The organism is Sorangium sp. So ce204 (assembly GCF_051526795.1).
GTDB lineage: Bacteria > Myxococcota_A > Polyangia > Polyangiales > Polyangiaceae > Sorangium > Sorangium cellulosum_B.
The window spans coordinates 8,153,604-8,176,633 of record NZ_CP150317.1 but is presented as its reverse complement, the minus strand read 5'-3'; the positions used below and the strand labels follow the sequence as shown (position 1 = coordinate 8,176,633).

The 23,030-nt window shown below is 71.1% G+C and carries 14 protein-coding genes; 6 read left to right on the top strand and 8 right to left on the bottom strand.

What is annotated here, in order from left to right:
* Positions 1-2: 2 nt before the first annotated feature.
* The 3 genes from WMF22_RS30260 to WMF22_RS30250 are packed head-to-tail and all read right to left on the bottom strand — an operon-like array spanning position 3 to position 7,731.
* Positions 3-4,166 (bottom strand): DUF6531 domain-containing protein, encoded by a 4,164-nt coding sequence (locus tag WMF22_RS30260; protein WP_438032034.1) that lies wholly within the window; start codon positions 4,164-4,166, stop codon positions 3-5.
* A gap of 13 nt (positions 4,167-4,179) precedes the next feature.
* Entirely contained in the window at positions 4,180-5,178 is a 999-nt protein-coding gene (locus WMF22_RS30255; protein WP_438032033.1) for a DUF2169 domain-containing protein, read from the bottom strand.
* A 6-nt stretch (positions 5,179-5,184) separates the two neighbouring features.
* Positions 5,185-7,731 (bottom strand): type VI secretion system Vgr family protein, encoded by a 2,547-nt coding sequence (locus WMF22_RS30250; RefSeq protein WP_438032032.1) that lies wholly within the window; start codon positions 7,729-7,731, stop codon positions 5,185-5,187.
* A gap of 784 nt (positions 7,732-8,515) precedes the next feature.
* Here WMF22_RS30250 and WMF22_RS30245 point away from each other — a divergent pair.
* Together WMF22_RS30245 and WMF22_RS30240 are read left to right on the top strand one after the other, a co-directional pair.
* Positions 8,516-9,190 carry an FMN-binding negative transcriptional regulator gene (locus tag WMF22_RS30245; RefSeq protein ID WP_438032031.1) on the top strand — a complete coding sequence of 225 codons (675 nt, stop codon included), beginning with the start codon at positions 8,516-8,518 and terminating at the stop codon, positions 9,188-9,190.
* A gap of 53 nt (positions 9,191-9,243) precedes the next feature.
* Positions 9,244-9,549, top strand: coding sequence for a hypothetical protein (locus tag WMF22_RS30240; RefSeq protein WP_438032030.1), 306 nt, complete (start codon positions 9,244-9,246; stop codon positions 9,547-9,549).
* Positions 9,550-9,813: 264 nt separating this feature from the next.
* Here the strand turns inward: WMF22_RS30240 and WMF22_RS30235 are convergent, their stop codons facing one another.
* The 4 genes from WMF22_RS30235 to WMF22_RS30220 all read right to left on the bottom strand — a co-directional run bounded on the left by WMF22_RS30235 (position 9,814) and on the right by WMF22_RS30220 (position 13,288).
* The gene (locus WMF22_RS30235; protein ID WP_438032029.1) at positions 9,814-10,995 is read right to left on the bottom strand and encodes a DUF3556 domain-containing protein; all 1,182 of its coding nucleotides are present in this window, start codon (positions 10,993-10,995) and stop codon (positions 9,814-9,816) included.
* Positions 10,996-11,179: 184 nt separating this feature from the next.
* Positions 11,180-11,347, bottom strand: a complete 168-nt coding sequence (locus WMF22_RS30230) for a hypothetical protein (RefSeq protein WP_437293482.1) — start codon at positions 11,345-11,347, stop codon at positions 11,180-11,182.
* Between the two features lie 207 nt (positions 11,348-11,554).
* Positions 11,555-11,719: a hypothetical protein gene (locus WMF22_RS30225; RefSeq protein WP_437293481.1), complete on the bottom strand. Its 165-nt coding sequence runs from the start codon at positions 11,717-11,719 to the stop codon at positions 11,555-11,557.
* Positions 11,720-11,797: 78 nt separating this feature from the next.
* Positions 11,798-13,288, bottom strand: a complete 1,491-nt coding sequence (locus tag WMF22_RS30220; RefSeq protein ID WP_437293480.1) for a serine/threonine-protein kinase — start codon at positions 13,286-13,288, stop codon at positions 11,798-11,800.
* Positions 13,289-13,425: 137 nt separating this feature from the next.
* Between WMF22_RS30220 and WMF22_RS30215 the strand changes: the two genes are divergently transcribed.
* The 4 genes from WMF22_RS30215 (at position 13,426) to WMF22_RS30200 (ending at position 21,457) form a co-directional block, all read left to right on the top strand.
* Entirely contained in the window at positions 13,426-17,421 is a 3,996-nt protein-coding gene (locus tag WMF22_RS30215) for a serine/threonine-protein kinase (RefSeq protein WP_438032028.1), read from the top strand.
* Positions 17,422-17,615: 194 nt separating this feature from the next.
* Complete coding sequence (locus WMF22_RS30210) at positions 17,616-18,491, top strand: hypothetical protein (RefSeq protein ID WP_438032027.1); 876 nt, start codon at positions 17,616-17,618, stop codon at positions 18,489-18,491.
* Between the two features lie 219 nt (positions 18,492-18,710).
* Positions 18,711-20,297 (top strand): SNF2-related protein, encoded by a 1,587-nt coding sequence (locus WMF22_RS30205; protein WP_437293477.1) that lies wholly within the window; start codon positions 18,711-18,713, stop codon positions 20,295-20,297.
* A 245-nt stretch (positions 20,298-20,542) separates the two neighbouring features.
* A complete protein-coding gene (locus WMF22_RS30200) occupies positions 20,543-21,457 on the top strand; it encodes a hypothetical protein (protein ID WP_438032026.1) in 915 nt (304 codons plus the stop codon).
* A 129-nt stretch (positions 21,458-21,586) separates the two neighbouring features.
* On the opposite strand, the gene WMF22_RS30195 is transcribed toward WMF22_RS30200, so the two are convergent.
* Complete coding sequence (locus WMF22_RS30195) at positions 21,587-22,966, bottom strand: cytochrome P450 (protein ID WP_437293475.1); 1,380 nt, start codon at positions 22,964-22,966, stop codon at positions 21,587-21,589.
* Positions 22,967-23,030: the final 64 nt, after the last annotated feature.

The window sequence follows — 23,030 nt, the reverse complement described above, 5'->3', positions numbered from 1 at the left end:
GTCTAGTGACCCCCCGTCGTGGTGAACGCCTTCGAGAGAGCATCCAAATTTTTCGGCGTGAAACCGGCAGAACCCTCTGGATGGATGACGCGTGCATGATTCGGGAATTTTCGCGTCGGATCCGACATCACGTCGAACCCCGCCGCGCGGATGTCTCCCACCGTGGCAGTTCCGACTGTCCTCGAAGCTTCATGCAACCCGGTCGCGTTGGGAAATGCCTGTCTCATCGCCAGCGCAGCGTCGTCCGCCGTGCCTCCTGTGAGCACAGAGAATCCTGGCGGATTCAACTTCAGCTCCGCGGGCTTAAGTGTGAGGTTGCTCGCGTCGCCGCCACCAATACGATGGACGATGACGTCATCCGCGAACTCGCACTGTAGTCCGAGCGGGTCCACGACGACCCCAGGACTTCCGTTGAATCCGTAGATGTTTATGCCGCCCGCGATGCCCAGCGGATCCGGACTGCACCACCTCCCCACGTCCGCGTCGAAGTACCGGAACCGCGTGTAACAGAGCCTCGTCTCCTCATCCGCATACTGGCCCAGCAGCCGGAACGGCGACGTCACCGCAGGTTCGGGGCGTCCCTCTCGCTCCGGATCGACGACCACGTCCGTCACGTCCCCCCACGCCGAGTGAGCCGCCGACCAGGCGACCTTCCCCTTGCGGTCGATCAGCTCCTTCGGCACCCCTACGTGGTCGCAGACGTAGCTGAACACCTCCCCATGCTCCGCCTGGAGCAGCGGCGTGAACGTCCCCGGCGCGTGAACAAAGCACCGCGCCCCCTGCCGGCTGTCGATGTCCGCCGCCAGCACGTTCCCATCCCAGATGAACTCCACCGCGCGGCGTCGCGCGTTATCTTCATCGAAATTCTCCTTGCGCACGCGCCGCCCGAAGGCGTCGTACGCAAAGGCGACGCTCTTCCCGGACGGGAGCTTCACCTCCCGCAGCCGATCTCGTGCATCCCAGACGTACTCCGTCCGCTGCGCCTCCGGCCCTTCCCCTCCCACCAACTTCAGGACCCGCCGCCCCCGCGCGTCATAGGCGTACTTCTCCCGCTCCGTGCGCAGGAGCAGGTTGCCTTTCCCGATCTCCCACGGCTCCTGCTCTGCCGCTTGCTCCGGGCCGGCATCGAGCCCCTCCAGCATCTTCTGGAGCGAACCGGCCGCGTCGTAGGCGAACACCTCCCGCCGCCCGCCCCGACGCGCCTCGATGAGCCCCCCGATCGCGTCATGGCGGTAGCTGGTCGCTCCCCACCGCCGATCCTCGACCAGCTTCACTCGCCCCAGCGGGTCGTATTGCCAGAGCCGTTGCACCACGCAGTCAGGCACACCCCCGCCCGGCGCGCGCACATCGACCTGCTGCTCGATGACGCGGTCCATCGAGTCGTATTCGCTCCGGATCGAGAAGCGCCCTGCGGCATCCCCGCGCGAGATCTCTCGCCCAAGCTTGTCGCGCTCGAGGACGAGCTGGAAGCCGTCGTGCTCCACGCGCGTCAGATCGTTGAGCGCGTCGTACGCATACCGGGTCGTCGCCCCGTCCGGCATCACCCGCTCCGTGCGCTGGCCGCGCGCATCGTAGCGGTAGCGGAGCGTCCGGTCGCCCTGGGTCTCAGCGACCACTCGCCCGAGGGCGTCCCGCTCGAAGCGCGTGACGATGCGCTCTCCCCCGTGATCGACCTCGGCGCGGAGCAACCGGCCTGTCCGGTCCCGGTGGAAGCGGATCGGTCCATCGGAGGAGAGCTCCTCGAGGACATTGCCGAGCGGATCGTGCGCGAAGGCGCGAAAGCTCCGATCCGGATAGTCGATGCGGGCCAGGCGCCCGCTCGGCGCGTAGCGGTACTCGAGCACGCGCCCATCGAAGGTGGCCTCCGTGGTGACACGCCCCGCGGTGTCATAGGCGAACTCGTACGCCTCGCCCCGCGGGTTCTCGATGCGGCGGAGCTTCTCGCCCGCCGTGTACTTGAAGCGCCATTGCCGTCCATCCGGCTGTTTCGACGCCGCCAGTGTGCCGGTCCCGGCATACTCCATCTCGGTCGTCTGACCGAGCGCGTCGATGATCCGGATCGGGTTGCCGAGCGCGTCGTACTCGGAGTGCGTCACGGTTCCATCGGGTCGCTGGACAAGGAGCGGCTGCCCGAGGCGGTCGTACTGCACGGAAGTACGCCGTTCGAGCGCGTCTGTTCGCGATGTGGGGCGTCCCAGCAGATCATAGCCGTACGAGGTCCTCGCGCCACGCGCGTCCACCTCTTCGACGACGTTGTGCTGCGCGTCGACCGTGAACGACGCCAGGAGCCCCTCTTCTCCCTGGATCGCCCGCAAGCGACCGCGCTCGTCATAGGTCAGGTTGTAGTGCAGCTTCGACGGGTAGGTCACTCCGACCAGCGAGCCTCGACGGTCATGCTCGTACCGCGTGACGAGGCCGTCTGGCCTCACGTGGAGAACCAGCAGATCCTCCTCGTACTCCCACTGCATAACGTTGCCCGCCGGATCGACCTCCCTGATCTTGTTCCCCCGCGCGTCGTACTCGTACCGCGTCGCCTCGCCCGCGCCGTTCGCCTCGGCGATCAGGTATTGATCCTCATCGTACTCGCACGTCTTGAGCAGGATCCCGTCCAGGGTCTCCTCCCGGACGACGAGCCCATCCTCGTTCCAGTGCAGGATCCGCGGCTCGTCGTTGCCCGTCAGCCAGGTGATCCGCTGCTCGAGATCCACCCGGAGCTCGCCCGTGTGCAGCCCGCCGTCACCCCAGCTCCGCTTGCACCATCCGGTCTCGGGATCGTACTCGTAGTAGAAGCTGACGCCGTTCTTCAGCGTTTTCTTCACCATCCGATGGTCGTCGTCGTACGCATACTGCTGGGCGTGCCCGAGCGCATCGGTCGCGCTCATCAGCTCACCCATCTTCGTGTAGACGTGGTCGACCCACTGTTCAAGGCTGTCTCCGGCCCAGACCTCGAGACGAGCGATCCGCCCGCCGTGCGTCATCTTCACGCGAACTTCGCGTCCTGCCGTGTCGATCACCCGGTGAAGCCGCTCCCCGGTGTACTCGAGGGTGATCGCGTTGCCGTGCGCGTCCCGGATCGCTCGCAAGAGCGCCCTGCCTCCGGCCACCGCGGGCGCGAAGTGGCGCGTGAGCCGGGTCTCGTGGCCATACACCGTGAAGCCGCCGTCCTGGAGCGCGGTGAGCGTGAGCCGGTCCGGCCGATGGAAGCAGCGCTCGCCCGGCTGGAGCGCCGGGAAATAGAGGTCGCGCCCCTCCTCGTCGCGGAGCGTGAGCCCCTCCTCGTCCCGCTCGATCCACTGCTCGAAGCTGTGGGTCCACCCGCCGCGGCCGAGCGACGTCCGCTCCAGCGCGCGGCCGGAGGAGTAACTCCGTTGCCAGACGAGCGGGATCACGCCGGGGAGCGAGAGATCGACCTCATCATCGATCACCCGGCCCGCGGTCAGATCGACGGGCTCTAGGCCGACGGCGCACCTTATGCTTCTCAACGCCGACATCGCACGCCGGCCGAGCGACCGCGCCCCCCGCGCCAGCGACCGCCCCGCGCGCCTCAACCCGCGAACGGCTGCCCGAAGCCCCCTCGCGACGAGCGCCCTCACCCGCCTGAACAACGGCATCAGCAGCCTGCGGCCCAAGGCCCTGAGAAACCTGCCAGCGAGCCTGAACAATCCCTCGAAGAGGAGATCGATGACCAGGTCGATCGCCAGCGTCACGGCCCCCATCAGGACATCACCGAACGAGGGCGTCGTCTGCACCGTGCCCGGGTTGAGCACCATCGATGACGGCCACTTGCCGAGATCCCAGCAGTCGGCGTTCACCGAGCTCGACCCGAAGATCACGCAGCACGTCGCCTTCTCGCCGCAGATCTCGACCGAGCCCCGTGGCAGCCAGCACTTCTGCGTGCCGAAGGCAACGTGGAGCGGGGTCAGCAGATCGAGCGGATCGGGGATGATCCCGAGGTGAGGCCAGAGGTACGTCGGCTCGTGCTGGTGCGTGACCGAGGGCACCCCGTTGAAAAGGACGTTGGCCTTCTGCTTGTCCCCCATCGTGAAGGGGTGGAGCAGCGTGATCTTCCAGAACTTCATCGGCACGAGCGGGAAGACGTGGAGGCCCTGGTGCATCTCGATGCCGAAGAGCAACCACCCGTTGATGTCGTGGAAGTTGTGCGGCAAGGCGTTCCTCCGCTCACGCAGGGGGGAAATCGTCGGTCGGGACGAGCCGCGCCCGGCGAAGATCGTGCTGGATCAGGCCGTAGGTGACCGTGGCCCGCCAGAGCAGGCGGACCTCGGCGGCATCGGCGTCGATGTCGACCGCATCGAGCGCCGGCAGGCTCCGCTCCGACGCGCGGCCCACGGCGATCTCGACCGCGACAGGGGCCCGCGGCGCCTCGAAGACGAGCGCCGCGCCCCCGGGCCGCATGCCGGCAAGGGCGATGCGGGTGCCCGGCGGGAGGGCATCGACGGTGGTCCGGGGGGCGGCGCGGCTCGCGAGCTTGCCGGCGCCGGCCAGGTCGAGCTTCTGGTCGTGCCACACGTGCACGGCGCGCAGGCCGCCCCACAAGGGATAGGGGGCGAAGCAGACGGGCTCGGGGTGGTCGTCCCAGCGGCGGATGCGCTGGTCGGGGTGCTCGAGCTGAGGCAGGGGCCGGTCCAGGGCCTGCCCCGGATCGGTGTAAAAGCCCTTGCCGTCGAAGTTCATCGGATAGCCGCTCTCGTGCTCGGGGACGAACGCCTCCTCGCCGTCGAGCTCGACGACGCGCGCGGGCTCGTCGTTCGTGCCGCCATAAGCGTTCTGCCAGGTCATGGCGACGCGATCGAACGGCAGCGGGCTGCTCGGCGTCAGGCCGCCCCCGATCCCGCGCTGCCAGACGCGCGGGCCGACCGCGACGATCGTCGCGTCGCGGTCGCCCACGCGCAGCGTGGCCGTCGCCTCGCGTGACTGACCTTGCGCCGGGTAGACGAAGCCGGTCGCACAGACCGAGGCGGCGGTCTTGAGGAACATGCCATCGTGCGGGTAAGGCAGGTTCGGATCGAGCAGCAGGGGGCGCTGGGCAGGAGCGACGGTCAGGCCGCCCGCGGCGACGCGGTAGGTGACGGCGCAGAGGAAGAGCGCCGTGATGCGGTCGTCCTCGTCGCCGTTCGGGATCATCGCCGCAGGCAGCGGGGTCTCGTTGGCGAAGCGCATGGGCCGTCAGTTCAGCTTGATCAGGCCGGCGGTCACGCTGACGTTGGCGCCGCCGTCCATCTCGATGGGCGATCCGTTCACCGTGACCTTTCCACCGCGGATGTTGATCTCGCCATCCTCGACGGTGACCTGACCGCCCTTGATCAGGATCTGGCCACCCTTGAGCTCGATTCGCGATCCGTTCACCTCGAATGTGGGCGTGTCCACCTTCATCTCGCTGCTGGCGTCCACGGCCAGGCGCGTCGATTTTAGCGTTTGCGTGCCGCCCGCCTTGATCTCCTGTTCTGGTGCCTCCATCTTCTGGCTCACCGTCGACGTCAGCGCCTGGGCTCCTATCGCCTCGAAGGTCTGCGTGCCGCCAGCGTGGATCTTCTCGTTGCCAGTCACGTTCACATCATGCGTGGCCAGGTAGGTGGTCGTCTGCGCGCGCGTGACGGTGATGGTCTGCGTACCGGTGACGGACTCCTCGTCGTTGCTGATGACCGTGATCTTGCGGTTGCCGGCCACGCACTCGGACTGATCCGCGCCGACGATGAGCGTCTGGTTCGTGGCGATCGAGGCCGTCTGGCTGGCGCCGATGAACACGTTCTGGTTGGCGCCCACGATGACCGACTCGTTGCCGCCGATCAGCTCGGAATTGTTCCCGCCGACCATCGTGCTCCGGTCCGCACCGGTGGACTCGTTCCGGTTGCTGCCGACCGTGGAGCTGGAATTCACGCTCACCTGCTCGCTCCGGTCGTTGCCGACCTCGCTGTTCCAGTCATGCGGCGTGTGCAGGAGGATCTGCTGCGCTCCTGCCGTGTCGTCGAACCGCAGCTCGTTGTGGCTGCCGCCGCCGGGGCTCGTCATGCTCTTCAGGGTGCTGACCGTCGGCGCGCCGCCCGGCGGCCGGTTCTTGCCGTTGTAGACGCGCCCGACGACGATCGGACGGTCGGGGTCGCCCTCTTCGAAGTCGACGATCACCTCGACGCCCACGCGCGGGTGCCACACTCCCCCTTCACCCGCGCCCGCAGAGACCTGGCTGACCCGCACCCAGCACGAGGTCGGCTCCTTGGCGTGGCGCTCCGTCTCCTTGTCCCAGTGGAACTTTACGCGCACGCAGCCGATCTCGGCGCCTGGCGGGCCGCCGACGTTGATCTCGGCGCCCTGCGCGCCGGGATCGGCCGTGACGAACGCGGTCTGCGTCCCCTGGACGCGCGGCTTCGGCGTGACGCGCGCGGGGCGAAAGCGTGAGTCTGCCACGGCGCCCTCCTTGCCACGGCGGGCGCACTCGAACGTGACCGCATAGGGTCTGTCGAGCGCGGCTGTCGACAAGGTCGCGGCGAGCGCGCCTGGCGGCAGCGCGCCGTCCTGGCGGGCGCGCACGTCGAGCTGCGTGACGAGGTACTCGCCGTCGTGGCGCGGCCTGAAATTCTCGAGCGCGAAGATGGAGCCAGCCGAGAGCAGCCGGCAGGACCCTTCGCCGACCGCGTAGCTCGCCTCGACGCCGAGCCTGTCCAGGCGCGCGGCGGCCAGCGGCTGGCCCTGGTCGGGCTTGTCCGGGTAGCGCCCCGGGTACTCGTGGTCGACGAGCTCGGCCGGGCTGGGGCGCGCTGGGGCGGCGACGGACAGGTCGAGCCCGGGGTTCTTCCAGTTGTAGTCGACGAGCGAGACTTTCCTGGGGCGCAGGCGCGCGCCGAGCTTCATGCCGCTCACAGCGCGGCCGAGGACGTTGGGGCCGAGGGGCGTGGCGGGGTCGAGCGGCGCCCGACCTTGGTCCGTGTCGGCGAGGACGAGGAGACAGGCGCCGTCACCGTGCTCGAAGTGGTAGGCGATCCCCTCCTCCTCGAGGAGGCGCGCGATGAAGGCGAGGTCGCTCTCGTTGTACTGGACGCAATAGGGCCGCGCTGCGACCTGGTCGATCCGCGACGTATCCGCGACGCGCCACGCGAAGAACTCGCGGGCCGGCGTGAAGAGGGGATCGACATCGGCGGCCGGCGCGGTGGCGTCGTCCTGGCGGCGGAGCTCGGGGTCGCCCTGGAGGACGGCGTCGATGATCTGCCGGGTGGTCTTCTGGAGGAAGATACGGCAGCGCGTGCGGTGCAGGGCGCGCGCGAGCGGCGGGACGAGGGCGACGCGGTAGACGGTCCCGCCCTGGACCCAGCCGAGCTCCTCGGCCTCGGCGATGATGCCGTGAACGAGGCGGACGCTGGGCGTGTCGTGCGTGACGATGCGCAGGGTGGCCCGCGCCTGGATGAGCTCCTCGGGGTCCACCTCGGGCGAGGGGTCGCGCGCGACGAGGACGATCTCATAGCGGTAGAGGCGTGAGAGCGCCTCTGTGCCTCGAATCTCGACGACCCGAAGGTGATTCCAGGGCCCGATCTCCTCGGGGGCGCCCTCCCACGCGAACGCGAAGTCGTCGGCGCGGAGCGGGTCGAGGGCACCTCGGATCAGACCGCCGGCGGCCTGGGCAGCGGCCGGGGCGCTCTCGAGGGCGCGGCGGGCGACGGAACCGCCCTGATCGAGGAGCTGTGAAGGCTCGCGGCTACCGAGGGCGGCAGCGGCTCCACGCACAGCGAGACCGGCGAGCTGAAGAGGGTTAACGTCGTCTCCCCTCATCAACCCGACAATGTCGCCGCTGGCGGCGAGCGCCGTGCTCAGGTCAGGGGTGGAGAAGGATTGAATGTCTTGACGCGCCACGAGGTGGTCGCCCGGAACCGGTCGTTGGGGGGGCTCTATTCCGCGTCGGGCGGTGACCAGCTCGCTCGGAGCTGGGATTCTGGGGGATTCCCGGTCGCTCGCTGCAACCTGGTCAAGCTCCTCGGGCTGCCCGGGTGATTTGGGAAAGGAAGTCATCCTGGAATCCTCGAGCGAACGGCAGGAGACAACCCCAAGACGCGATGTTCCTCGCCGAGACGCCCGCGGATCAGCGCGCCGGTGTTCTCCGTTGAGAGTGACTTGTTACAGAAAACACAGACGACAGTGGGCCGTCAAGAGCCCTCAGACGGCCGGTCCTAAAATAACCGGGGTGGCGCCTGGAGCTCGCCGCAAGCGTCCACATCGTTCAATGTAGACGGTATTCTGTCATCAAGTCTGGTGCATCCACGGCCGTACCGGTGGGCATCTCGATGGAGGACCAGAGCAACTCTCGCTCGCGCCCTGTCCTCTGCGCCGGGGGCTGGGCACGTCTTCGAAATCTGGGCCAGATGTTTCATGCGGCAGCAAGGTTGGATCGCCCATTCAATCCGTTAATCCGTGGGGCACAGGGCGAGGCGTACGGGATTCACAAGGATAGCACAGCTGTCGTCCCGGCCGGGAACGAGGAGAGCTTCGAGCTCCTTCGCCGTCGGCGCGGGCGGTGGTACACCCTGCCGTCATGACGACGACGGGCGCGCCGCGATCCATCTACCTCCCCAGAGCCTTCGAGGCACCCGACCTCACCGACCTCCACGATCTCATCGACGCGCACTCCTTCGGCATGCTCATCGCGCCCGGGGAGGACGGCGTGCCCATGATCGCGCACCTGCCGTTCCTTCTGGAGCGCGACAGCGGCCCTCACGGCACCTTGCTCGCGCACGTCGCGCGGGCCAACCCCATCCGGCGCGCGCTCGACGGGAGCACGCCGGTCCTGGCCGTCTTCCGCGGGCCGCACGGGTACATCTCGCCCGGGTGGTACGCCTCGCGCGACGACGTGCCGACCTGGAACTACGCCGTCGTCCACGCGCACGGCGCGCCGCGGGCCATCGAGGACAAGGGCGCGCTCCTTGCGCTGCTCGCGCGCCTCTCCGACGTGAACGAGCGCGGGCAGCCCGAGCCCTGGAGCGTCGCGGAGCTCTCGCCGGAGAAGCGATCCGCGCTGCTCCCCGCGATCGTGGGCTTCTCGATGGAGATCACGCGGATCGAGGGCAAGCTCAAGCTGTCGCAGAACCGCCGCCCCGAGGATCGCGACGGCGCCATCGCCGGGCTGCGCGCGCGGGGCACGCCCGACGACCGCGCGCTCGCGGAGGCGATGGCGCGCGCCCGCCCCCGCTGAGCCTCAGGCTTCACGCGCTGGCGAGCTCCACGATCCGCGCGACCGGACAGGAAATGACGAAGCAGTACGTCAATGCGGTGATCCAAGGGGACTTTCAGGATGCCCAGCGCATCTTCGAGCGGCTCCCGCACAAGGGGCGCCTGCGCTCGTTCGATCCCGGACAGATCCTCGTCGAGCGCAGGGCCGCCTATCCCGATCGTGTACTTACCTGGCTTGGCGTCGAGGGAATGAAAGGCGCTTGGCGTGCTGCAGTGAATGGGAGGTGGGTCCTCTACGGTTTCGATGATGCTATCGTCTTGAGCCCATTCGCGTCCGCCGATGACCAGCAGGCCCTGGCGCGCCACGGGTTTGTGGATTGACCGGGCAAGGAACAATTCCCCGTGTGGGCGCCAGTAAACAGCAACCGTACCCCCCTACGCCCCGCGCCTCGAGGAGTTGACGAACACCGAGAATGGCTCGAGGAGAGGGCTCCCCTTCGCCCTCGGCGGCGGTCCGGTATGGGCGGACCGCCTCGGGCTGCGCGTGAGCAGTCGCAGCCTCTTGGCCAGATAGGGGTGAAAGCTGGTCGAGCCCATAGGATCGCAATCCGCTGCGCGGACCGACGACGGCGGCGTCCACGTCGGTCACGGGCCCGCCCACGGCTGGCGCCCGCGCAGCTCGCGCACGTCGAGCTCGCCGGCGTCGAGCAGGCCGGAGGCAGCGTCGTGGATCTGATACGCCATCTTCGCGCCGCCGAGCGGCTGGCTTTCGACGAATATGCAGCGCAGCTCGCCTGGGGCGAAGCCGCACTGGTCCTGGATCGCGCGCAGCAAGCCATCGCGGTGCAGGTGGCCGTCGCCGAAGTTCCAGCCGAGCGCGAGGCCGCCGACGAGCTCGCCGTCGAGGTACTCGTACTCGTGGAGCGGGCCCTCGATCGCCTTCGGCAGCAGGACCGGCAGCGCGCGGCCCTGGAGGTGCATGAGGCGGAACGCGAGCACCTTGCCGACGAGGCCGACCGACGTGGCGCGGTCGTAGAACCGGCCGAGCTGGTCGTAGATCCACGGCGCGGCCTTCACGAGCCGGTCGAGCTTGCGATAGCTGTCGCCGCGGAACAGCCAGACGCTATAGGGCCAGTTTCCGGCGTAGTACCGCATCGCGAGCAGGAACGAGATCCGCCCTGGAGCGATGTTGCCGAGGAGCGGAACAGCGACAAGCATGATCGCGAGGAGCGCGCCGAGCTGAGGCGGGCCGACGTCGAACGGGTACGCGCCGGGGTGGGCCCAGAACAGCGCGAACACGCCGTAGACCACCATCAGGTTCCACTCGATCGGCGCGCCCATCGGCACATTGCTCGTGATGAAGGCGTGGAGCGCGAGCGCCATCGCGATGCCGACGGCGATCGCCGTCTCGCCGGTGGAGCACGCGAGCACGACGGGCACGACGAGCTCGAGCGCGGTGCCGGCGTGGCTCATCGCGATCGCGAGCCGCGACGGGCGCAGGTCGTCCGGATAGCGGACGTACATGCGCCGCCGCAGCCATGCGAAGCGGGCGAGCGGGCTATTGCTCGTCATCACGCACACGACGGTCGGGAAGTGGTGGTTGAGCTTCGAGACGCCGGCCCAGAGCCAGAGCGCGAGCTGGACCGCCTTTGCGCCGCCGATCCAGTCGGCGGTGGCCGCGAACACGACGACGGTGGTCCAGTAGTGTTCGGCGCGTAGCGCGAGGAAGATGGTGCGATCGGCGACGGCGAGGACCGGCACGAGCGCGGCGATCGGCACGAGGTGCGTGGCGCCGAGCGCGGGGGCGAGCGGACGCAGCAGGGCCACGGCCGCGATGCTAGCCGAACGCGTCCCCCGGCTCACGAAATCGCCGCGCGGCGGGCCTGCCATTCGTCGCGGGAGAGCTTGCGTTCCGGCGAGCCCCTTTTGTGGCTCGCCTGCGCTCCATCCTGCGAGCCCCTTTTGTGGCTCGCAGGAACGCAAGCCCCTCCGGTGAGCACCCCGCCGCCGGTTACTCGACCAGTTCGGCAGAGACGACAGCCGCCTCGCTGCAGAAGTGCGCCGGGTTGCCTCCGGCCGCCTTGGTAACGCAGTATCCTTTGCGGACCTTCTGGCCCTCGATCGATAGATAGGAGCGATCAAGATACGCTAACAGCGCTTCGCCAGAACGGCGGATCACGCCTGTATCCTTCGCCTCGCCGTACATTCTCCACATGTCTGCATGATGGCACCCTGGCCCGTCTCCGGGGGGCTCCTGGCATCCGTCGATCTCTCTCATGGGTCTTTTGTCCAAGTCCCGGGCCAATAGGATCTCTGCGGCTTTAAGATTTCGTCCGTGTCCACCTCATCGTCGCAGAGATCTTGGCGGGATTTCTGACGCGTGGAATCAGTCTCTCGGCTCCCACGACATCGCGAGGTCGCCGATGGCGAGCTCCACCACGCCGTCGAGGTCGATGATCCAGGTCGGGGTCGAGTGATCCACGAAGCTCCCCATCCCGAGCTGCCCCGCCTCGGCGCTGCCCCAGCAGGCGACGTGACCGTGAATGCCCACGACGCAGGTGTTGTCGCCGCCACGGGGAGCGCCGTGTCGGGTCCGCCTCGGCGCGGGCGCCGAAGGGTACGCCCGCTGCTAAGGGTCCAGCACCCGGAGCAGCGCGCTCGACCCCGGCGAGGTGGGCGCGGGGTGCGCGGCGACGCCGAGCCCGTCGAGCAGGGCGGGCGACGCGAAGAGCCCCTCCGCCGCTCCCTCGGGCACCCACCCCGAGAGCTCCAGCAAGTCGCCGCCCGTCAGCGCGCCTTCGCCGCTCGCCTGGAGCTCGCCGACGTGCACGCAGAGGCGGACGTGCACCCGCCGGTCGCGCCCCGCGCGCGCCCCGAGCCGCCGCCTCAGCGAGAGCGCCGCGCCGAGCGCATCGCGGCGCGCGGCCTCGTCGCCCGCCGGATCGAGGGGCCGGTCGGCCGTCACCAGCGCGGTCGTGCCCGTCTCGACCGCGGTCGAGAACCCCGCCTTCGCGAGCTCGGACAGCGCGAAGGGCAGGACGGACTCGAGGTCGTCGAGCAGCTCCGGCGTCGGCTCGTCGAGCGCGCCCGGGTCGGCCTGCACCTCCACGTGGATGCCGATGGCCGATCGCCGCGGCGCCGCGGCCGCCCCCGCCGCCCGCGGCGCCGCGACGGCCGCGCGCAGCTCGGTGAGCAGCTGCCCCGCCGACGGCTGGCGCTCCGCCGGGTCCTTGCTGAGCGCCCGCAGCACCACGTCGTCGAGCGACGGGCTCACGCGCGCCTGCGCGCTCGGGCGGGGCGGGCTCGCGAAGAGGTGGAGCTGGCGCAGCACCGGAAACGACGCGCCGGCGAACGGCGGCTCCCCCGTGAGCATCGCGTACGCCAGCGCGCCGAGCGCGTAGACGTCCGTCCGCGCGTCCACGGGGCGGCCCGTGAGCTGCTCGGGCGACATGCTGGAGGGCGAGCCCAGGACGTGCCGCGACGTGGTCAGCGCGGGCCCCGGCGCGTCGAGCAGCTTCGCCACGCCGAAATCGAGCAGGACCACGCGGGGGCCGCGTCTCTGCATGTCGCCCGAGCACAGGAAGACGTTGGACGGCTTCACGTCGCGGTGCACGATCGCCTGCGCATGGGCCGCGTCGAGCGCGCTGCAGAGCGGCTCCAGGACGGCGAGCGCCTCCTCCAGCGGGAGCCGGCCGCGGGCCTCGAGGTGCCTCTCCAGGCTGACGCCGTCGAGCAGCTCCATGACGAAGTAGGGGCGGCCATCCTCGAGCCTGCCGACGTCGAGCACCTCGACCACGTTCGGGTGCCGCACCCGCTGCATCACCACGACCTCGCGCTCGAAGCGGAGGCACACGTCAGGGTGCAGCGCGAGCTCGGCGTGCAGGACCTTGATCGCCGCCTTCGTGCCGCGCGTCGCGTGCTCGCCGCGGTAGACGACGCCGAAGCCGCCCTCGCCGAGGACGCTCTGGAGCACATAGTCTCCGGCGGGCGAGGGCACCTCGGCGCTGCGCCGGCCACGCGCGGTGGGTTCCTCCCCGGCCGAGAGGGTGACCGTCTCGTCGGTGGGGCTCACCACCCCGCGCGGCGCGCTTGGGATGGTGTCGTCATCGACGTGTACCATGCTGGCCCCCCGACGATAGCATAGGCGTGGTGCGCGCTCGCGCTCGCGCGCGCGCCTTGCGTTAGCGCGCCCGTGCGCCTGCGTCAGAGAGAGGCCGAGTGCATCGCTGCCCTTTGTGTCACCGGCGTCGCGAGGGCGTGGCGCCGTGCCCCTTCGACGGATGGACGCCGCCGCCCAGCGAGCCGTCCGCGCCCGCTCCGCCGCGCGTCCCCGGTGTCTCGCTCGGCGAGCGCCTGGGGCAGGGCGGCTTCGCCATCGTGTGGGCGGGGGTCTCGGACGAGGACGGCGCCCCGGTCGCCGTCAAGGTCGGCATGTCCACCACGCCGATGCTGGAAGAGCGCTTCCGCCGGGAGGCCGACGCGCTCGAGCGCATCGGTCCGCCGCACGTGGCGCGGCTCCACGGGTGCGGCCGGCTCGACGATGGTCGCCCCTACCTCGTGATGGAGCGGCTCTTCGGCCGCACCCTCGCCTCGGAGCTCGCCGCCCTCGCCGCCCCGCCCCATCCGGGCTGGGTCGCGGCGCGGGCCGACGCCGTGCTCGCCGCGCTCGAGGCCGCTCACGACAAGGGCGCGATCCACAGGGATCTGAAGCCGGAGAACCTCTTCATCGAGCGCCGCTCCGCGGCGGCGGACGAGCGCGTCGTGCTGCTCGACTTCGGGCTCACGAAGCGCGCCGAGCGCACGCCCGGCGATGCGGCGCGCGAGGAGCTGCTCACCCGCAGCGGCGTGGTCCTGGGGACGCCCGAGTACATGGCGCCGGAGCAGTTCCGCGGCGAGGCGGTCGACGCGCGCGCCGACGTCTACGCGTTCGGCGTCATCCTCTTCGAGCTGCTCACCCTGCGGCTGCCCTTCGCGGGCGACGGCGCCTCGCTCGAGCATGGGCACCTCACGCTGCGCCCGGAGCGCCCGGGTAAGCTCGCGCCGGTGCCCGCCGCGCTCGAGGAGCTCACGCTGGCGTGCCTCGCCAAGGATCGCGAGCGCCGCCCGGCGGACGCGCCCTCGCTGCGGCGCGCGCTCGCCGCGGCGCGCGCCACCTTCGCGCCGGCCGAGCCGGGCGCGCCGGTCGAGCCGGGCGCGCCGCGCAACCGCGCCGCGACGCCGGCCGAGCCGGCCGAGCCGCCCGCGCGCGCCGCGGCGCCGGCGGACTCGACGGGCGCCAGGCTGATCGCCGGGGGGCGGAGCTCGGTCGTGCTGCTCGTCGCCGACACGACGGCCGCGGCGTCGCCCGTCATCGCCTCGGTGACCGGCCGCAAGGGGTTCGTCACACGGCAGCGCGGCAGCCGCTACGTGGCCGTCTTCTCCGGCAAGGACGCCGAGCACCCGGCGCAGGCCGCGCTCGCCGCCGCGCGTGAGCTCGCCGGGAAGCACGGCGCGCGCGCGGCGCTGCACCTCGCGTCGGTCACCCTCCGCCGCAGGGCGCGGGGCGCCGTCTCGGCGTACGGCGCCGCCGTCGAGCGACCCGAGACATGGCTGCCGCCGGAGCCGTGGTCGGGCGTCGCCCTCTCCGCCGAGATCGAGCGTGTCCTGCCGGCGCGCGAGGACAGCGACGGCCGGCCCGCCTCGGCCGAGGCCGAGCCTTCCGTCGAGATCGAGGTCCCGCTCGCGGGCCGCGACGACGTCCTCGCGGCGATCGCGGAGAGCGCGCGCGCGGCCTTCGACGGCACGTGCCCGGGGCTGTTCACGCTGATCGGCGATACCGGGCTCGGGAAGAGCCGCCTCGCGGCGGAGGCCGCCTCGGCGGCGCTCCGCTGCGACGCCGGGGCGCTCGTTGTCTCGCTCCGCGCGGCGCAGCCGCTGCTCGGCGACGCGGCGCGCGACGCGGCCGAGCTCCTCGGCCGTGTCCTCGACGCGCCCGCGGAGGCGCCGCCGGACGTCGCCGCGTTCTGCCGCGAGCGGCTCGGCGCCGCGCTCGGCGAGGCGACGTGGCCGTCGGTCGCGTCGGCGCTCGGCTGGTCGCCGCTGCCCGCGCGCGGCGCGCCCGCTTCGCTCCACCACGGCGTGGTCCAGGCGCTCGGCGAGGCGCTGCGCCGGCGCGCCCAGCGCGGGCCGGTGGCGGTGATCGTCGACGACGCGCACTGGGCCGACGACGCGCTGGTCGACGCGCTCGAGTACGCCACGCTCGACGGCTCCGGCGTCGCGCTGTGGGTGCTCGTCGCCGCGCACCCCCGCTTCGAGCAGGTGCGCCGCGCCTGGGGCGCGCGCACCCAGCGCCACGACCGCGCGGCGCTCGCGCCGCTCGACGACGCGGCGGCGATGGCGCTCGCCGCCGAGCTGCTGCGGCCGGCGGAGTACCCCCCTGCCGAGACGCTGCGCCGGCTCGCGCGCTGGGCGGGCAACAACCCGGCGTGCCTCGTGGAGCTCGTGCGCTCGCTCAAGCGGGCCGGCCTCGTGAAGCGCCGCGTGAACGCCGGCAGCCACTACGTCGCCACGGCCGAGCTCGACAGCCTCCCCCCGTCGCCCGCGTGGCAATGGCTCGCGGAGCGGCGGCTCGACGCGCTCTCGCCGGAGCTCGCGGCGTGCGTCCGGCTCTGCGCGGTGCTCGGCGACGCGTTCGCCCGCGCGGAGCTCGAGCAGATCCTGGACTCGATCGCCCGGGTGGGGGAAGCCGGCACGCCCATCGACGCGGGCTACGGCCTGAGCGCCCTCGTCGAGCACAGGATCCTGGAGCGCGGCGCGGGCGAGCGATACTCGTTCCAGAGCGCCGTCTTCCAGGACGCGGTGGTCGAGCTGCTCGATCCGGCGGAGCGCGCGCAGATCCACCGGCGCGCGCTCGCGTATTTCACGGCCAGGGCGGAGGCGGAGGGGCCTCGCCCGGAGCTCCTCGCGCCGCTCGCGCGGCACGCCGGCGGGTGCGGGGCGCGGGAGGCGGCGGCGGACGCGTGCCTCACGCTCGCCGATCTCGCGTTCGCGCGGCACCGCCACGTCGAGGCGGACCGGCACTACACGGCGGCGCTCTCGTTCGCGGCGGCGGACGACGCCCGCCGGCGGGCGCGCGCGCTGGCGGGGCGGGGCAAGAGCCGCTACCGCGTCGACCGGACGCGCGAGGCCACGGACGACCTCGCGGCCGCGCGGGCGCTGGCCGCGGAGCTCGGCGACGGCGCCTCCCTCGCGGACGTGCTGCTCGAGGAGGCGGCCGCGCTCGACTGGGCGGGCGAGTTCGATCGCTCGGCCGAGCGCGTCGGCTCGGCGCGCGCGCTCGTCGATCGGCTCGGCGCGCGCTCTCTCGAGGGCCGCGCGCTCGTCGCCGAGGGGCGCACCTGCTTCCGGCGCGGCCGGGTCGCCGAGGCCGTCGAGCTGCTCACGCGAGGCGCCGCCAGCGCGGAGGCCGAGGGCGACTACGGGACCAGGATCGTCGCGCTCCTCCTGCTGTCGCCCGCCTTGATGTGGCTGGGAGAGCTCGATCTCTCGAACGCCCGCTTCGACGAGACGTTCGCCCTGGCGTCGTCCGCCGAGGACTGGCCTCACCTCTGCGCCGCCTGCGCGTGCCGCATCCCGCTGAGGGCGATGCGGCGCGAGCTCGACCTCGCCATGGCGGACATGCGCCACGCCATCGCGCTGGCGCGCGAGCTAGGAAACCCTGTCCTGGAGCGCCACGTGACGCTGAACGCGGCGGAGCTGCTCCACGCCAGCGACCACGGGGAGGAGGCGCTGGAGCTGGCCCGCCGCGCGCACGTGCTCGAGCGGCGGTTCTTCGAGCACGCCGCGCCCGAGTGCTCCCTGCTCCTCGCGCGCATCCTCGTCTCGAGGCGCTGCCACGACGAGGCGAGCCGCCACCTCTCGTGGATCGAGCGGAGCTGCCCGCCCGACCCCTCGGCGCCCTCGCTGTGGGCGTTCTACCGCGCGCTCCACCTGGTGCTCTGCGAGCAGGGCCTCCGCGCGCGCGAGCCGTCCGCGAGCGCCGATCCGTGGGAGGACGTGCTGTCGCGGTGCCGGGGCGGGCTCCTGGCCATCGAGCTCGTCGAGCTGCTCTCGATGCGCGCCGAGCTGGCGATCGCCGGCGGGCGGCCACGGGAGGCGGCCTGCGCTCTCCAGGAAGCGGCGGCGCAGCTCGACGACGCGCCGGGCTTCCGCGCCCGCCTGGCGCGGCTCGCGGCCCAGCTGGATCGGATGGCGGCTCCGGGCATCGGCGGGTGAGGGGCAGCGCCTCCACCCGATGCCCCGGGGCGCCCGCCCTCGCGCCGGAGTCAGTTTGTAAATAGTCGATATAACTGTGGATTCTTCATGAAAGGGCGCGCCGGCGTCCCGTGCGGGAGGGGGTCGACCGCCTGGCACGAAACCTGGAATTAGCCGGTCAGAACGCGCCGCACGGCGTCGCTCAGGAGAAAATCATGTCGAGCTTTGGAGCCCCGGTGACAGCGCTGCTCGGTACGTGCCTGTTCGCAATTGGATGCGTGGTGACGCCGGCGGCGGATCACGACAGCGAGGAGGACCTCGCGGCCGAGGGCGATGTGGCGTCGGTCGAGCAGGCCTATGTCTTTCCCAACGGCGACGATCCGGAGTTCTTCTGGGAGCCGCGGACGATACAGATGCTCCAGCGGCTCGCCATGGCCCCGCTCGCGGACGGCGCTGGCAAGCTCGCGAGCACGCCGCTCCTGGAGACAGCGCAGGGCCGCAAGCTCCTCCACTATGTCGTGGGCTGCGCGCTCCGCCCGGACATGACGGTGACGGGCGTGGTGGGCGCGTCCTCCTACGTGTACAAGGGGGCGCTCGGCCTCGCGGCGCCGTGGCGGAGTCAGGCGCTGTCCTTCACGTCCCCGCAGCGCTGGGTGACGGCGTGTCTCCTCCAGACCTTGAACGGCTTCCTGGAGGAGGTGCCGATCCGCATGGTGGGCAAGCACCCGGGCCTCGCGGACGCGCCGTGGATGAGCCCGGCGCAGTACACGTTCCCGGACGCGACCATGTTCGGCAACATCTTCGTCCCGGGCCAGGAAGTCGCTTATGCCTGCGCGGATGAGGGCGCGCAGCTCGCGTGCGGCGATGTGTGGAGCCAGTTCGCGAAGCTGCGCATCTGCGACTCGTCGCCGACGTGCAAGCTCACCCTCCTCGGACCGTGCAAGGGCTCGCTCCCGAACGAGACGGACTGCACAACGAACGCCGCTGGTCATCCGACGTGCCACGCGGACGGTGTGTCGTACCTGGAGTCGATCTCGTCGAAGCTCGACGCGGAGGGTGTCTTCAACCTCTACCCGAGCTGCCCGCAATGAGGCGCGGCGGCCCTCCACGCCCTCGGACACGCCGCTCCAGATCCTGCACCTCGGCGCCGCCATGCGCGGCGTCTTCTAGCGCGGGCGCGCGTCCGCGCTGGTATCAGGGTCGTCATGACGACGATGCGTGCCAAGCGAACGGTGTCGGCCCCGCGTAGAGCTTCCGGAGCGGCCCCTCCAGCGGCCCCCGCTCCGCGTGCGGCGCCGGAGCGAGCCCATGTGCTCGACGTCCCGTTCGCGATGCGCGCGGTCGCGTCCGCGAGCGGCGCGCGCTGGGACGCGGAGCACGGCGTGTTCGTCGTTCGCGCAGAGACGCTCCCGCCGGCCCTCGCGCCGTTCCGCGCCGCGCCGTACTCGTGGGAGCGACGCATCGAGCACGAGCTCAACGACGACCCCGCGCCCGCGCCGGCCGCCCCCGCCGGGGCGGTGATCCTCCGCCCGCACCAGCTGGACGGCGTGCGGGCCATCGCCGCCGCGAAGGCCGCCAGGCGCGCCGGGTTCCTCCTCGCCGACGACGTCGGCCTCGGCAAGACGATCACCGCCTGGGCAGCGGTCCTCCAGATGCCGGACGTCACGACGGTGCTGATCGTCTGTCCGCTCGCCGTCGTCGCGCACTGGCGCCGCACGGTCCAGGCCATGGGCGACGCAGGCAAAGAGATCGTGATCATCAACTATGATCGGCTGGGCAAGCTCTTCGAGGTGACCCCGGAGGCGCGGCGGAGGATCCGATCGAAGAAGGGCCTCGCGCGCGCCGGCAGCGCCGCGGAGTTCGACGTGGTGATCTGGGACGAGAGCCATCGCTGCAAGAACCCGGCGGCGGCGCGCTCCAAGCTCGCGGTCAAGCTCAACGCACGCGCACGGTTCGTGCTGTGGCTCTCGGCCACCGCGGGGCAGAACCCGCTGGAGCTGTCGTATCTCGCGCCGCTCCTGGCGAGCGCGACCGGGAGCCGCTCCGCGGATCTGAAGGACTTCGAGCAGTGGTGCGAAGGCCAGGGGCTCGGGGTTGCGCGCGGCGCGTTCGGCAGGTGGGACTGGCGCGGCGATCCGGCGGACTGCGAGAAGGTGCGTGCCCTCCTGTTCGACGGCCGTCCGGCGGTCGGGATGCGGCGCCGGCCGGAGGACGTGGCCGGCTGGCCCGAGATCAACCGCATCCTCACCCCGCTCGAGCTCGACGCCTCCGCGCGCGAGCTCTACGCGCAGGCGTGGACCGCGTTCCGCCGGGAGATGGATCTCCTGCCAAAGGGCGCGAACCCGAGGTCGGCGCTCGCCGCGATGCTGCGCCTGCGACAGAAGAGCTCGCTCATCCGCGTGGCCGGCACCGTGGAGCTGGTGCGTGAGCTGCTCGACAACGGGCATCAGGTCGCGGTCTCCGTCGCCTTCATGGAGACGCTCGAGGCCGTGGAGGCCGCGCTGGCCCGGGAGCGCGTCCCGTGCGCGCTGATCCACGGCGCGCTGCCGGCCGGCGAGAAGGAGGCCGAGCGCCTCCGCTTCCAGCGCGGCGAGCCGCGCGTCGTGCTCTTCACCGTGGAAGAGGGGATCTCGCTCCACCAGGGCGAGCACAACGAGGTGCCGCGCTCGGCGGTGATCCACGATCTGCGGTGGTCGGCGATCCAGATGGCGCAGATCGAGGGCCGCTGCCACCGCGATGGACGCTTTGCGCAGGTCTACTGGGCGTATGCCGATGATACCGTTGAAGACAAGATCGCTGCGATCGTGTGCCGCAGGATCCGGTCGATGAAGGCGATGGTCGGCGATGACGTCGAGACGATGCACGAGATCGAGCGGTTGCTCGCCGGAGCCGAGTGAGAGACGCGCCACGTACCGTGGCCATGGTCGTCGCCTGCGAGCGAGAGACGAACACTTCGTGCTTGCCCTGCACGCTGCGCGCACCCACGCGCGGCAGAAGACCAAGTCGTTGGGCCGGGCTGCCATGGAGGGATGCGTCGTGGCCGCCTCCATCCGCCATGGCGCCGCCACCCCCTGAGGTGGATCTCTCCTCGCGTTTTCCCGTTGTTTCGTGTCGGCACGGGGTGTGCTCGAGGCCGAGCGTCATGCCGACGCTCGAGCACAACGCCCTCGTCGAGATGTTCCGTGAGCACCCCGAGCTCGCGCCCCACTGGCTCGCGACGCTCTTCCGCCTCGAGGTGCCGCCACACACCTCGGTCGGGGTCGTCGAATCGTCGCTCGACCAGCTCCTCCCGGTGGAGTTTCGCGCTGATCTGGTGCTCGAGCTTCGAGACGCGAGCGGCGCGCTGGTGCTTGCGATCGTCATCGAGGTCCAGCGCGACATGGATCCGGACAAGAAGTTCTCGTGGCCGACGTACGTCACGGTCGTGCGTGCCAGGAAGCGCTGCGGCACGGTCGTCCTCGTGATCGCGCCGGACGCCGGGGTGGCCGCCTGGGCGGCGGAGAACATCGACCTCGGCCTGGGCCTCGGCCACGTCGAGCCGCTGGTGCTCGGTCCGGCCGTCGTCCCCGAGATCACCGACCCAGCCGACGCGGAGAAGGACGCCGAGCTGGCCGTGCTCTCGGCGGTGGCGCACGGCAATGGGCCGAGCGGGCTCACCGTGGTCAAGGCCGCGCTCGTTGCGCTTGGGCGGCTCGACCAGGAGCACGCGATGGTCTACTTTCAGGTCATCTGGAGCGGGTTGCGTGAGCCCATGCGGCGGGCTCCGGAGGCGTTGGTCATGGAACGGCAGATCGAAGACGAGGCGAGGTTTCCGTTCGTGCGGGAGCTGATGGATCGCATCAAGCTCGCGAGCCTACGTGAGGGCGAGCTCAAGGGTCTACGTGAGGGCAAGCTCGAGGGCAAGAGGGACACGCTGCTGCGGCTGCTGGCGCGTGCAGACATCGCGCTCACCGAGAGCGAGAGCGCTCGCATCCAGGCGTGTACGGACATTGCGACCCTCGACCGCTGGATCGATAACGTCCTTGCGGCGAAGAACGCCGCCGAAGTGCTCTCCTGATGGTCAACAGATGCGGCCCGACAAGGCGATGAATCAGATGGGCTTTGCCAGCTGATCATCGCGGCCTGTACGATCGCGCCATCAACCGCGCAACGGACCGCTTGTCATGGTGTCGCTGGACGCGGCGCTTCAGCCGTCGAATCGGACGCGCGTGCCCCCCGACGGGCGGAGCACCGGGAGGTAGCGCGAGGCGGGGAATCCGCCCTGGAGCCTGGGGCCAGAGGCCGGGAGCTCCCGCCCGAGCGCGACGAGGAACTGGACGATCTCCATCCAGGCGAGGTGATAGCCGAGGCAGAAGTGCGCGCCGCCGCCGAACTGGGCGATCTCGAGCGGCGAGAGCGCCTCCTTGCGGCCGAGCCAGCGCTCGGGGCGGTAGCTGTCCGGATCCGGGTAGAGCTCGGGATCGCGCGAGAGCAGGATCAGCGGGATCGCCACGTGGGTCCCTGCGGGGACGGCGCGGCCGTCGAGCTCGAAATCGGCGACGGCGCGGCGGGCGTCGTGCGGCACCGGCGGGTGGAGGCGGAGCGCCTCGCGGAACACGGCCTCGGCATAGGGGAAGCGGCGGAGATCCGCGGGGGAGCGCGGGAGATCCGGCGCGCTCGACGCCTCCTCGCGGAGCGCGCGCCAGACCGCGGGGCTCTCGGCGAGGTGGGCGACGCACCAGGCCATGACCGAGGCCGAGGTCTCGTGGCCGGCGAGGAGGAGCAGCCGGAGGTTGCCCACGAGATCCTGCTCCGAGAGCGGCTCGCCCTGCTCGTCGCGGGCCGTGAGCAGCGCCGGCAGGAGGCCCTTCGCGTCGCCGCGGGCGCGCACGCCGGCGAGGATCCGGCCGATGCGCTCGTCGAGCCAGGCGCGGGCGCGGAGGCCGCGGCGCCGCGGCGAGCCCGGCACGTCGAAGGGCAGGCTGAGGATCACGAGCATCAGATCCTCGTAATAGTGGCGCCACTCGGGCAGCTCGTCGTCCTCGACACCGGTGATCTTGAACATCACCTCCAGGGCCAGCTCGCGGGTCTCGCGCAGCAGCTGGACGTCGCGCCGGCCGAGCCACGAGCGGACCTTGCGCTCGACGCTGGTCGCGACGATCGCGCCGACCTCCGCGGCGTCGAGGCCCTTCGGCGAGAACGGCCCGTTCATCGCGGTGCGGAGGCGGCGGTGCGAGGCGCCGTCGTGGGCCATCAGCGTCTGACCGAAGAGGTGGCCGACGCCGCCCTCGGTCAGATACGAGGAGTCGACGGCCTTGCTCTTGAAGAGCGAGAAGGCCTCGTTCGATGCGTAGATGAGCTGCCAGGCGTCGACGCCAGGAGCCCAGAAGAAGAGGGAGCCGAAGCGGCGCTGGCCCTCGCGGAGCAGGCCGAGCTCGTCGACGGCGATCGCCGGCATGTGGCCCACGACCGGGAAGCGGCCGGGGAGGATGGGGAATCCATGCCGCGTCTCGATGCGGCGGGCGAGGGGGTTGCGGCCCTGAAGGAGCGGGAGATCGGCGAAGGAGGCGGGGAGGGCGGTGGTCATGGCGCGTGGGACCTCCACGTGTATCATCACGCCGGCGCGGCCTGGGCGCCCGGAGAGGGGCGCG